This is a genomic window from Nocardia rhizosphaerae, from assembly GCF_042650365.1.
GTDB classification, from domain to species: domain Bacteria; phylum Actinomycetota; class Actinomycetes; order Mycobacteriales; family Mycobacteriaceae; genus Nocardia; species Nocardia rhizosphaerae.
Window position 1 is genome coordinate 1,417,613 of the sequence record NZ_JBHSBA010000003.1, and the last position, 9,426, is coordinate 1,427,038.

Here is a 9,426-nt window from a genome sequence, read left to right on the forward strand (position 1 = left end):
TCTGCCATGTGATGCGTCGGATGATCCCGAAATAAGATGCAAACATGCGTTGCGTGTTTCGGTTTCGTACCTTACTGTCGAGGCATGGCAAACCGGGCACCAGCGGCCGACTCTCTGGCCAGCGAATCCGATCCACAGCGAGTGGGTGAAACCCTGCGCACGATCCGCGAACTCCGGGGCGTAACCCCGCTGCGGATGGCCCAGGCATTGGGGATATCGAGGTCGTACGTCTACAACCTCGAGTCCGGCCGGAAGCCGCTTACCTATGTGCTGCTCGCGCGAGCGGCGGCATTCCTGGATGTCCCGCAGATCTCGATCATGCGACCCGAGTCGGCTGCGCCTGACGGGGCAGAGCAGTGACCGCCCGGCGGGAGGTGACTCCCGAGATGCAGGCGTGGATCGACGAGCAGATGAAGCACTTCCGTCTGCCCGAGGACATGGAGCCCGCCGTCCGGCTGATGCGCCAGTACGCCCGTGAGGCACGGAAGAACCAGGAGTCCGCGGCATGAGCACCGAGCTGATTCGCTTCGCATACGAGGGCTCCACCGTGCGCACCGTCGTGATCAACGGCGAACCATGGTTCGTCCTCGCCGACCTCTGCGCGGTGCTGGATATTCGCAACGCCCGAGATGTAACCGCCCGACTGGCCGACGATCAGAAGGGTGTCGATCTGATCGACACCCCTGGCGGCCGTCAGCAGATGACGATCGTCAACGAGTCCGGCATGTACGAGGTTGTCATCCGGTCCGACAAGCCGGGCGCTGTCGTCTTCCGCCGCTGGATCACCGCCGAGGTCCTCCCCGCCATCCGTAAGACCGGCGGCTACGCGGCCACGACGGCCCTGCCGGACCGGCGCGCGCTGGCGCAGATGGTGCTTGAGGCCGAGGACCGCGCCGATGCCGAGCATGCGGCACGACTAGAGGCCGAGCAGCACGCCCGCGCCCTCGAAGCCCCGGCGTCGGCCTGGTCGACGATGGCCGAGTCGTCCGGCGACTACTCGGTAGCCGATGCCTCCAAGGTGCTGTCCCGCGACGCGAACATCTCGATCGGCCGGGACCGCCTGTTCTCGTTCATGGCTGCCGAGGGCTGGATCTTCCGGGACCGCGGCACATCGTCGTGGAAGGCGCGCCAGACCCAGGTCGACATCGGCCGTCTGGTCGAGAAGCTCGGCACCCCATTCCTGCACGAGCGCACCGGCCAGATGCGCCTGCCTGCGCCGACGATCCGCATCACGGCGAAGGGGATGGCTGAGCTGCACAAGCGGCTCGGCGGGACCGGCCAGCTGCCACTGATGGCGGTGACCGCGTGACCACCTACCTGCTCTTCGGATCCATCTTCCTGGCCTGCTGGATCGCTGCGTCTGTCGTGGTCGTCGGCCTGTACGCCCAGGCGGCGCGTCGCTTCAAGTCTTCCTCGCGCCCGGCGGTCCGCCCTGGGCTCGGGGACGGCCCTGCCGCAGGGGACGCGGCAGGGCCCACCAACTTCCCCCGGTAACGAGTTCGGCCGCCGGGGTCGCATCCCGACGGCCGAGCGTCACATCTCTCACGAAGGAGTCTACCCAATGACGCCGAAACAGTATCCCACCAGCCGTGTCGACATTGCCGCGAACCTGTCCGCGGACATCCTTCACGCCCGCGGCGACAGCGAGGCCATCCGCAACGCGATGCGCACCGCCGACCATGCGCTGGTAACTCTCGGCTACCGCGACGATCACGCCTGGCTGTGCAAGCACAGCGAGCGGCTGACCCGCGAGGATGTCGCCGCACGCCTGCATGTCGCGCAGAAGCTGATCGAGCGGCTGCACATCGAGGGCGACGCTTCGGCACCGGATCTGACCGGCCGCACCCTCGACGCCCTGGTCGCCGATGCGAAACGGCACCTCGCCGTGTCCGGTGATCGCCGCGACTTCGCTGGTCGCCTGATCGCCCACAACAGCGGCTTGACGATCGAGCAGCACCTCGAGCAGCTGGCGCTGCTGTGCACTGATGCCGCCTATCGGCTGGTCGGGTACGCGGCGGCAGTGGACGAGCTGAATGATCTTCGCGCCCGGGTCGTCGCGCTGGCTGACATCAGGCAGGCCAAGGCCGAGCAGGCTGTTGCCGAGGCGGTGCAGGCATGAACCTGTTGCGCCGCTTCGCCCGTCACGCCCGCCACGACTTCGCCGAGGGTCGAGAGACCGTCGAGCAGATGCTGGCCCGCATCGACGCCATGGACACCCCGCCGGTGCCGCCCGCCGACGAGTACCCGACCGCCAAGCTGCCGGTGTTCACGGTGCGTCAGATCGAGGAGCGCGCCAACGGCATGAAGGTGCTGGTCGAGGTCGACGGCGGACGGCCGATCCACGACCTGGACTACGCCACCCGGATGGACGGGGGTCCGCGATGAGCTGGCCCGAACCCGCGATGGTCGCCGAGTACGACCAGATCCGCGCCAACACCGGCGCCCAGCTCGACCGCATCGTCGCATGGCTGCTCGAGCAGCACCACGACTGCCCGTGTGACGGCGCCGTGGACGGCATGAGCCACATGATCGACCTCGCTCAGCAGCTGCTCGACGACTTCGATGCCCCCACCCTGGCCGACCTGCTGACCGAGTCCGCCGCACGTCTTGCCCTGTCGAAGGAGTGCCAGTGAGCATCGCCCACATCATCCAGGTCTTCATCCTCGCCGGCGTCCTCTTCGGTGTCACCGCGGTGTTCGTCGGCCTGGTCCGCGCCGACCTGCGCGCGAATCCGCCGATGGCCGTCGTGCGCAACGACACCCCGGCCGACGAGGAAGACGACGGCGACGATCCCGGTGCCGAGTGGGACCGGGCCCGTGACCGGTGGATCGACCGCGAGATCGGGGCCGCGTGATGGTCGACGACCCGGAGTTGGGGCGCGTCATCCGCTACCGCAACGGCAAGCCGGTCACCGAATCCGAGATCTACGCTATCGCGCGCGCATTCGGCTACGTGAGCTTGACCGACTTCGAACGCGCCGCCCGCGGTGAACGCAACCACGGGATGGGGTTGGGCTGATGGCCGACGACTTCGAGATGGACGCCGGGCTGGTGGTCGGTGATGAGATCCCCGCCGAGATCCAGGACGCTGCACGGCTGACCGTGGCCAGCCATTCGGCATCCGCCGCTGAGTGCCGGGACACTCTGCGCATGCTCGGCCTGATCGGGTCGGAGCAGCAGAAGGGTTGCCGTCATTGCGGCGGGCCGCTGTCGATCGCCGCCCTGTCGAGCCAGAACGGCTACCGAGGCTGCTGCTCCCCGTCGTGCCGTGACCGCATGCGCGCCGCGAAGGCGGTGTCGTGATGCGCCATACCGACCACGATGCGATCTCGGCCGAGGCGCTGAGTCTGCGTGCCGCGGTGCGCACGGTGGAGCCGATCGAGCTGTACGACCGGCTCGCCCATGACTGCGCCGCTGACCCCGAGCGGATGGCGCAGGTGATGATGGCGCTCGCCATCATGGTCGACCCGGCCGCGACACCTGATCAGCTTGCCGAGCTGGCGCAGGGCGCCGCCGCCTGCCTGACTCCGGTCGACGAGCTCGCCGACATGGAGATGGTGGACGTCCAGCTGCTCTGCGACCTCCACTCCCAGGTCGGCGTTCTACCGAAGGGGTCACAGCAGCGCGGCGCGATCGTCGACGCGGGCTGGGTGATCAGGGTCAGCGAGTCCTGCCGGGTGGTGGTCCCTCGAAACGCCGCCCGCATTCAGCGCAAACACCACGCCACCGTCGCTACGAAGGTGGCCGTCCAGCAGGAGTACCAGCACGCCTGCGCCGAGCTGAGCATGAGCCACAGTGCCGCGGTCCGCTGGGTGATGGACAGGTTCGGCCTGGACGAACGGACCATGCACCGCTGGGGCTTCTCGATGGAGGTCGCCGCATGAGGCGCGACTTCTGGGACGGCCGGTCCTACACCCGCATCTCCACCGAGCCCGACGGGCGGATCGCTATCGAGGGCTACGACGGCGAGCTGCTGGTGCACCGCACTACCTACAACACGGCCACGGCCGAGGCGATCGGCCTGGCCGTCATCGACGCAGTGAAGGAGGTCCTCGATGCCCGTGCGTGATGCCGAGGACTACCGCGAGTCCTGGCCCGACGGCACCAGCTCCACCGAGCTGGCCCTGGAGGACACCGGCCGCGTACTCGTCCGCGGCTACGACGGGCCGGACCTCATGCACTGCACCAGTCATACCCCGACCGAGGCCGACGCCATGGCCGACGCTCTGCGCGCTATGGCCGCCCATTCCCGAGGAGAGCAGTGACCGACTACAGCATCAAACGCGACTTCTACGGGCGTCCGTGGGTCACCACGGACGGCGGCCCGCTGCGCTACGAGGACGGCCGCAAGTCCCCGGTCAACGCCACCCCCTACACCCGTGTCTCCACCCTCGCCGAGGCTCTCGACGACAAGTCCGGGCTGATGCTGTGGCAGGCATCCAACGCCGCGATCGGCGTGGTGCGCGATCCGTCGCTGTACGCCCAGATCGCCGCGCTGGCTTCCGCGCACCGCGACCCGTGGAATGTGCCGGAGGCGAAGCGGGAGCTCAAGCCGCTGGTGGAGCGTGCCCAGCAGATGGCCGGCGCCGGTGAGGCGGCCGGTCTGGGCACCTCGTTCCACTCGTTCGCCGATCAGGTCGACGCTGGGAAGTTCCCGGAGTTCGTTCCGCCGCCGCTGATTCCGTGGCTCGAGGCGTACCGGGAGGCGACGGCCGACTGGGAGGTGATCGACTCCGAAGGGTTCGTCGTCACCGACGAAGTACAGGCGGCGGGCTCCTATGACCGACTGCTGCGTCATCGGCGCACCGGCCGGATCGTGGTGGGCGACATCAAGTCCGGCAAGTCCGACCCCGACTACCCGCTCAAGGTCACCATCCAGACCGCGGTCTATGCACACGGCGAGCGCTACGACCAGGAGACCGGAGCCCGCGCACCGCTTCACCCGGACATCGACCTGGCGCACGGCGTGCTGATCCATGTGCCGATCCGCTCCGGAAAGCCGCGGGCCGCGCTCTACCCGTTGGACCTGACGCGCGGATGGGAGCTGGCGAAGGCCGCAGTGATGGTGCGCGAGGCGCGGCGCATGCCGAAGCTTGAGGTGATCGCATGACCTCACCGACCGGGCTGGCGAAGATGCGGGAGCCGTTCCCTGAGCATCAGGTTTCCCAGCTTCCGAAGCCCTTCCGTAAGGACTCCGAGAAGGGGCGGTGCCGGGAGTGCGGCGGGTTCCACGGCTTGCCCGCGGTCCACCTCGACTACGTCGGACACGCCGCGCTCACCGATCGGCTCCTCGACGCCGACCCGGAGTGGATGTGGGAGCCGGTGGCCTTCGACGAAGCCGGATTGCCACGCATGGACCGCAACGGCGGCTTGTGGATACGGCTCACTGTAGCCGGGGTGACCCGCTACGGGTACGGCGACGCTGACGGCAAGTCCGGCGGCAACGCGATCAAGGAGGCCATCGGCGACGCCTTGCGCAACGCCGCCATGCGCTTCGGCGCCGCACTGGATCTGTGGCACAAGGGCGATTTGCACGAGGCGGAGCAGCAGCGTGGCCGCGAGCCTCATCCGGCCGACGTGGCGCGTGAGGAGCTGCTGGAGCTGCTGCGCGCCAAGGGCATCGATCCCGGCGAAGCGGTGGCCGAGTTCGCCCAGCAGAAGAACGGCGCGGACCTGCGCACAACCGAGGATGCGGCGGCCCTGCGTGAGCTGATCCAGCGATACAAGGAGGCCCAGTGAACGCCCCCGCGACCCCGAACGAGGCCGTGCTGCACCTGGCCGAGCTTGCTCGTCAGCTCGACCAGGTCACCCGCGAGCTGAACGAGGCCGATGTGGCCGCGGTCAACGCCCGCGAGACCGCCAAGCTCGCCGAAGCCCAGGCGTTCCTGCGCGCTGAAGGCTCGGTGGATGCACGGAAAGCCATGGCCGTCAACGCCACCCACGAGGTGCGCTTGGCCGCGGAGGTTGCCGACGCGCTGGTGCGTGGCCTGCAGCGGACCTCCCGAACCTTGCAGACCCGCATCGACGTCGGCCGGACGTTCTCGGCGACGGTGCGCTCGGAGATCGGCCTGGCCGGATCGGGGGTGCATGGCGCATGAGACGCAACGAGAAGCGCACCCGCCGCATCGTCAAGCACCGCGCGGGGGATCTGTGTGAGCGCTGCGGCATGGTCTTCGGCCAGTCCGCCCACCACAGAAAAAACCGTGGTCAGGGAGGGGAGTGGTCACCGACCAACATCGTCTGGCTGTGCGGCGACGGCGTGGCCGGTTGCCACGGCTGGGTGACCGCGCACCCGGCCGACGCACGCACGACCGGCTTCCACGTCCCCTGGTGGGAGGAGCCTGCCGAGATCCCGATCCGGTCCCTGCTGCACGGCGTCGTTCTGCTCGCCGATGACGGCACGGTCACCTGCTACCCCGACGCCGAGGAGGCGAACCGATGAACGAACTGACCGCGATCAACTTCCACGGCGACCAGCTGATGGTGACCGAGATCGACGGCAAAGCGTACGTCGTGCTCAAGCCCGCGTTCGAGGCGATCGGCCTGGACGCGGACCGGCAGATCGCGAACCTGCAGGAGCAGCCTTGGGCAACCACTGCTGTTACAGCGGTGGTTGCCCGGGATGGCAAGTCGCGCAACATGATCACCGCCGATGTCCGGTCTTTCCTGATGCACCTGGCAACCATTCCGGTCTCCAGGGTGGCCGAGCACGTCCGGCCGAAGCTGGTCGACTACCAGTGCGAGGTCGCTGAGGTGATTGAACGGCACTTCTCCCAGACCCGTCCACACCTGACCGAACCGAACACGGTCACCTGGGAGGAGGCCGCGGCGCTGATCCGGCAGCGGTACGGCATCCACCTGCATCAGCACGACCTGACTCGCGGCCTGCGTGACGCCGGGGTGCTCAAGCAGAACCTCACCGCCCCGAAGGCCGAGTTCGCGGCGTGGTTCTGGTTCACCGGCTCGGCGTGGACGATCCACCCGCACATCCTGCCGGAGCTGGTGCGCAAGCTCGTCGACACCCGCAGGGCGTTGGGGGACATCCAGTCTCAGCTCGCTCTGGATGTCGCGCTGGATGAGCAGCTGCGGCGTGAGATCGGCAGGCGTTGATGGCGGGCCGATACGGGCGCACCCCGTGCGAGGTGTGGGACAACGCCGATTACCTGGCCTTGAGCTGGCGTGCGAAGTGCCTGGACTACATGCTGCGCGAGGGGCCGGGCATCTCCTTTTGTGGTCGCGCCGATTGGCGTCCGGCCCGGTTGCTTCCGCGCGCCGGCGGGCTGACGGTCGAGGAGCTGCGCGCCGCGGGCGCCGAGTTGGTGGCGGCGGAGTTCGCGGCGATCGATGAGGTGACCGAAGAGGTCCTGATGCGCAAGCACATCGCTTGGGATGAGCTGCTGCGTAATCCGAAGATGGCCGTCGCGGTGGTGAAGGCGTACAGCGATCTGGCGTCGCCAGCGCTGAAGGCGGCTGTAGTCACCGAGGTGCGGAGGGTGCATGCGGCGGCGCCTGAGTACTCGTCGTGGACGTCGCCGATCTCGGGTGAGCAGCTGGCCTGGCTGATGTCTCGGCCGTCCCTCGAAGAGGTCGAAATCACCAATCGGATTGCCAACGGGATTACTAATCCGATTGGTGATCAGGATGGGTCGACAACACCATCTCCAGACCTGGTCGATACCAACGAGATTGGTAATCAGATTGGGAACGACATCGCGGATGCGAATCGGTCCGGATCCCCTGACGCCTTACGCCTAACGCCAGATACCACTAGTGGGGGCGTTACTGGGGTACCTCACCACGCGCACGCGAACGAGACCCCCAACCCCATCCCTCCCAAGAAATTCCATCCCGAGCACAGCGACGGCTGGGTCATCGGCTGTCGCGAGTGCGAACTCCTCGAGGGCGAGTACATGGCAGCCCTCGCGGCGGCGATCGAGCTGCAGCGGCCAGCGGCCACCTGCCCCCTGCACCCCGACGGGACGACCGAGGCGTGCGGACCGTGCGGCGACGCTCGCCGTGCAACCAGGGAGTACGACCGGATGCGCGCCCGGTGGAAGGCCGAGCTCGAATCGCTCAGCCGCCTGGCCGCGGCCGAGGACCGGGCGCGCCTGATCGCCAACTGCGGCATGTGCGATGCCGACGGCTACCGCGGCACCACGGTCTGCGACCACGTCGACCGCAAGCCGAAGCGGTCCCTGCGCGAGATCTACGCCGAGCACAAGGCCGAGGGTGCCGAACCGGCTCCCGATGCGGCACAGGGCGAGCCAGGCACCAATCCGCCGTCACTGAGGTCGGTCTCATGACCCGCGACCGCTACGGCGAACCGGCCGACGGCCACGAGTGCCGCAACGGCTGGCTCACCCGGCCCGACGCCGACGAGCCCCGGCCGTGCCTGATCTGCCGCCCGCACCTGGCCAAGACCACCAACACCCACGACTTCGCCGAGCGGGAGCCCAGTGCCCGTGCGGCCGCAGCAATCCGAGCCGAGGAGGGCCGGTGACCCGCCGCACTCTCACCCTGACCTGCGACCACTGCGGCGCCCTCGTCCGCCGCAACCTCACCAGCTTCGACAACGAGCGGCTGGTCCTGCACCGCTGGCAGGCCGAGCTCAAGACGGAGGGCTGGGAGTTCGCCGGCGACTGCGAGCACGACGTCTGCCCCGCCTGCGCCCGAGCCCAGGCAATCCCGTTCACCACCACCGAGGAGTCCCGAGCATGACCACCCCCGATCCCATCGTCACCGTCACCGCCTACGCGGTGTCCTGCCTGCCTGAGGGCCACCCGGCCCGCCGCCACTACCGTCTCGATGTCCGCCGCCAGGGCGACCGCTGGGTGATCGAGCAGGGCGGCGAGTACCTGAACCTCGACGGAAGTTGGAGCGCTGACCCGTGGCTGTTTGAGAGCGCCGAGAGCGCACTGGTCGTCGCCCAGCACCACGCGCCGCGGCTGACCGTCGACGGCCGGACCGCGGCCGATGTCCTGGGCGGTGCCCGATGAGCACTCCCACCCCCGACGAGATCACCGCCGCCCTGGCCACCTTGCGCCGGATTCCAGACATCGACGACCAGGCGACCCTCGGCGCGATCGAGCGGTCGAATTACCCCTTGCGCTGGATGGCCCGCGACCTCCATGCCCAGCTCGCGGTGGACTTCCCAGAACATCCCGGCACCCTTGCCATCGCGCTGTCTGCTTCCGCTGCCCGTCACGGCCTGCGCATCACCACCGACCCCGGCCAGCCTGGCGATCCGGTCGGCTACATCACCCTCGTCCCTCGCGACGGCCACTTCGGGCGCGGATGGCGACAGAGCAGCGACTACATGTGGCGAGCCGACAACCTTGACGAAGCCGTCTCCCACGCCCGCGACACCGGCGAGTCCGTGGCCGCCGTGTACCTGCTCCCCGAAGGCAGCCAGGCATGAGCGCGCCCG

General features: G+C 68.4%; 22 protein-coding genes. All 22 read left to right on the forward strand.

The genetic code is table 11. The annotated features are described in order from the left end of the window. The first annotated feature begins 84 nt into the window (after positions 1-84). Positions 85-360, forward strand: a complete 276-nt coding sequence (locus tag ACFOW8_RS08055; RefSeq protein WP_378547667.1) for a helix-turn-helix domain-containing protein — start codon at positions 85-87, stop codon at positions 358-360. Then, a complete protein-coding gene (locus tag ACFOW8_RS08060) occupies positions 357-509 on the forward strand; it encodes a hypothetical protein (protein ID WP_378547670.1) in 153 nt (50 codons plus the stop codon). Before ACFOW8_RS08055 ends, ACFOW8_RS08060 begins: the two co-directional genes overlap by 4 nt. Further along, positions 506-1,309 (forward strand): BRO family protein, encoded by an 804-nt coding sequence (locus tag ACFOW8_RS08065; RefSeq protein WP_378547673.1) that lies wholly within the window; start codon positions 506-508, stop codon positions 1,307-1,309. Before ACFOW8_RS08060 ends, ACFOW8_RS08065 begins: the two co-directional genes overlap by 4 nt. 252 nt (positions 1,310-1,561) lie before the next feature. Next, positions 1,562-2,119: a hypothetical protein gene (locus ACFOW8_RS08070; RefSeq protein ID WP_378547676.1), complete on the forward strand. Its 558-nt coding sequence runs from the start codon at positions 1,562-1,564 to the stop codon at positions 2,117-2,119. Then, positions 2,116-2,385 carry a hypothetical protein gene (locus tag ACFOW8_RS08075; protein WP_378547679.1) on the forward strand — a complete coding sequence of 90 codons (270 nt, stop codon included), beginning with the start codon at positions 2,116-2,118 and terminating at the stop codon, positions 2,383-2,385. Before ACFOW8_RS08070 ends, ACFOW8_RS08075 begins: the two co-directional genes overlap by 4 nt. After that, positions 2,382-2,633, forward strand: coding sequence for a hypothetical protein (locus tag ACFOW8_RS08080; protein WP_378547682.1), 252 nt, complete (start codon positions 2,382-2,384; stop codon positions 2,631-2,633). Before ACFOW8_RS08075 ends, ACFOW8_RS08080 begins: the two co-directional genes overlap by 4 nt. Beyond that, positions 2,630-2,854: a hypothetical protein gene (locus ACFOW8_RS08085; protein WP_378547685.1), complete on the forward strand. Its 225-nt coding sequence runs from the start codon at positions 2,630-2,632 to the stop codon at positions 2,852-2,854. Before ACFOW8_RS08080 ends, ACFOW8_RS08085 begins: the two co-directional genes overlap by 4 nt. Further along, positions 2,854-3,018: a hypothetical protein gene (locus ACFOW8_RS08090; RefSeq protein WP_378547688.1), complete on the forward strand. Its 165-nt coding sequence runs from the start codon at positions 2,854-2,856 to the stop codon at positions 3,016-3,018. The genes ACFOW8_RS08085 and ACFOW8_RS08090 overlap by 1 nt, the downstream gene beginning before the upstream one ends. Further along, positions 3,018-3,302 carry a hypothetical protein gene (locus ACFOW8_RS08095; RefSeq protein ID WP_378547691.1) on the forward strand — a complete coding sequence of 95 codons (285 nt, stop codon included), beginning with the start codon at positions 3,018-3,020 and terminating at the stop codon, positions 3,300-3,302. Before ACFOW8_RS08090 ends, ACFOW8_RS08095 begins: the two co-directional genes overlap by 1 nt. Continuing rightward, positions 3,299-3,883, forward strand: coding sequence for a hypothetical protein (locus tag ACFOW8_RS08100; RefSeq protein WP_378547694.1), 585 nt, complete (start codon positions 3,299-3,301; stop codon positions 3,881-3,883). The genes ACFOW8_RS08095 and ACFOW8_RS08100 overlap by 4 nt, the downstream gene beginning before the upstream one ends. Further along, positions 3,880-4,068: a hypothetical protein gene (locus ACFOW8_RS08105; protein WP_378547697.1), complete on the forward strand. Its 189-nt coding sequence runs from the start codon at positions 3,880-3,882 to the stop codon at positions 4,066-4,068. Before ACFOW8_RS08100 ends, ACFOW8_RS08105 begins: the two co-directional genes overlap by 4 nt. Next, positions 4,055-4,264, forward strand: a complete 210-nt coding sequence (locus tag ACFOW8_RS08110) for a hypothetical protein (RefSeq protein ID WP_378547700.1) — start codon at positions 4,055-4,057, stop codon at positions 4,262-4,264. The genes ACFOW8_RS08105 and ACFOW8_RS08110 overlap by 14 nt, the downstream gene beginning before the upstream one ends. Beyond that, positions 4,261-5,109 (forward strand): PD-(D/E)XK nuclease family protein, encoded by an 849-nt coding sequence (locus ACFOW8_RS08115; RefSeq protein WP_378547703.1) that lies wholly within the window; start codon positions 4,261-4,263, stop codon positions 5,107-5,109. Before ACFOW8_RS08110 ends, ACFOW8_RS08115 begins: the two co-directional genes overlap by 4 nt. Continuing rightward, positions 5,106-5,738, forward strand: coding sequence for a hypothetical protein (locus ACFOW8_RS08120; RefSeq protein WP_378547706.1), 633 nt, complete (start codon positions 5,106-5,108; stop codon positions 5,736-5,738). Before ACFOW8_RS08115 ends, ACFOW8_RS08120 begins: the two co-directional genes overlap by 4 nt. After that, positions 5,735-6,097, forward strand: coding sequence for a hypothetical protein (locus tag ACFOW8_RS08125; RefSeq protein WP_378547709.1), 363 nt, complete (start codon positions 5,735-5,737; stop codon positions 6,095-6,097). Before ACFOW8_RS08120 ends, ACFOW8_RS08125 begins: the two co-directional genes overlap by 4 nt. Next, positions 6,094-6,441: an HNH endonuclease gene (locus ACFOW8_RS08130; protein ID WP_378547712.1), complete on the forward strand. Its 348-nt coding sequence runs from the start codon at positions 6,094-6,096 to the stop codon at positions 6,439-6,441. Before ACFOW8_RS08125 ends, ACFOW8_RS08130 begins: the two co-directional genes overlap by 4 nt. Continuing rightward, on the forward strand, positions 6,438-7,109 hold the full coding sequence (locus ACFOW8_RS08135; RefSeq protein WP_378547715.1) for a phage antirepressor N-terminal domain-containing protein: 672 nt from the start codon (positions 6,438-6,440) through the stop codon (positions 7,107-7,109). The genes ACFOW8_RS08130 and ACFOW8_RS08135 overlap by 4 nt, the downstream gene beginning before the upstream one ends. Before the next feature lie 32 nt (positions 7,110-7,141). Next, complete coding sequence (locus ACFOW8_RS08140) at positions 7,142-8,302, forward strand: hypothetical protein (RefSeq protein ID WP_378547718.1); 1,161 nt, start codon at positions 7,142-7,144, stop codon at positions 8,300-8,302. After that, positions 8,299-8,499, forward strand: a complete 201-nt coding sequence (locus ACFOW8_RS08145; RefSeq protein ID WP_378547721.1) for a hypothetical protein — start codon at positions 8,299-8,301, stop codon at positions 8,497-8,499. Before ACFOW8_RS08140 ends, ACFOW8_RS08145 begins: the two co-directional genes overlap by 4 nt. Continuing rightward, entirely contained in the window at positions 8,496-8,717 is a 222-nt protein-coding gene (locus ACFOW8_RS08150; RefSeq protein WP_378547724.1) for a hypothetical protein, read from the forward strand. Before ACFOW8_RS08145 ends, ACFOW8_RS08150 begins: the two co-directional genes overlap by 4 nt. Continuing rightward, the gene (locus tag ACFOW8_RS08155; RefSeq protein ID WP_378547727.1) at positions 8,714-8,995 is read left to right on the forward strand and encodes a hypothetical protein; all 282 of its coding nucleotides are present in this window, start codon (positions 8,714-8,716) and stop codon (positions 8,993-8,995) included. Before ACFOW8_RS08150 ends, ACFOW8_RS08155 begins: the two co-directional genes overlap by 4 nt. After that, the gene (locus ACFOW8_RS08160; protein WP_378547730.1) at positions 8,992-9,417 is read left to right on the forward strand and encodes a hypothetical protein; all 426 of its coding nucleotides are present in this window, start codon (positions 8,992-8,994) and stop codon (positions 9,415-9,417) included. Before ACFOW8_RS08155 ends, ACFOW8_RS08160 begins: the two co-directional genes overlap by 4 nt. Positions 9,418-9,426 lie beyond the last annotated feature (9 nt).

Excerpts from the sequence above, each read along its gene's own strand:
- ACFOW8_RS08160 (WP_378547730.1), top strand. The coding sequence starts at position 8,992 with ATGAGCACTCCCACCCCCGACGAGATCACCGCCGCCCTGGCCACCTTG.
- ACFOW8_RS08095 (WP_378547691.1), top strand. The coding sequence starts at position 3,018 with ATGGCCGACGACTTCGAGATGGACGCCGGGCTGGTGGTCGGTGATGAG.
- ACFOW8_RS08065 (WP_378547673.1), top strand. The coding sequence starts at position 506 with ATGAGCACCGAGCTGATTCGCTTCGCATACGAGGGCTCCACCGTGCGC.
- ACFOW8_RS08130 (WP_378547712.1), top strand. The coding sequence starts at position 6,094 with ATGAGACGCAACGAGAAGCGCACCCGCCGCATCGTCAAGCACCGCGCG.
- ACFOW8_RS08075 (WP_378547679.1), top strand. The coding sequence starts at position 2,116 with ATGAACCTGTTGCGCCGCTTCGCCCGTCACGCCCGCCACGACTTCGCC.
- ACFOW8_RS08105 (WP_378547697.1), top strand. The coding sequence starts at position 3,880 with ATGAGGCGCGACTTCTGGGACGGCCGGTCCTACACCCGCATCTCCACC.
- ACFOW8_RS08090 (WP_378547688.1), top strand. The coding sequence starts at position 2,854 with ATGGTCGACGACCCGGAGTTGGGGCGCGTCATCCGCTACCGCAACGGC.
- ACFOW8_RS08080 (WP_378547682.1), top strand. The coding sequence starts at position 2,382 with ATGAGCTGGCCCGAACCCGCGATGGTCGCCGAGTACGACCAGATCCGC.
- ACFOW8_RS08145 (WP_378547721.1), top strand. The coding sequence starts at position 8,299 with ATGACCCGCGACCGCTACGGCGAACCGGCCGACGGCCACGAGTGCCGC.
- ACFOW8_RS08055 (WP_378547667.1), top strand. The coding sequence starts at position 85 with ATGGCAAACCGGGCACCAGCGGCCGACTCTCTGGCCAGCGAATCCGAT.
- ACFOW8_RS08155 (WP_378547727.1), top strand. The coding sequence starts at position 8,714 with ATGACCACCCCCGATCCCATCGTCACCGTCACCGCCTACGCGGTGTCC.
- ACFOW8_RS08070 (WP_378547676.1), top strand. The coding sequence starts at position 1,562 with ATGACGCCGAAACAGTATCCCACCAGCCGTGTCGACATTGCCGCGAAC.
- ACFOW8_RS08135 (WP_378547715.1), top strand. The coding sequence starts at position 6,438 with ATGAACGAACTGACCGCGATCAACTTCCACGGCGACCAGCTGATGGTG.
- ACFOW8_RS08120 (WP_378547706.1), top strand. The coding sequence starts at position 5,106 with ATGACCTCACCGACCGGGCTGGCGAAGATGCGGGAGCCGTTCCCTGAG.
- ACFOW8_RS08110 (WP_378547700.1), top strand. The coding sequence starts at position 4,055 with ATGCCCGTGCGTGATGCCGAGGACTACCGCGAGTCCTGGCCCGACGGC.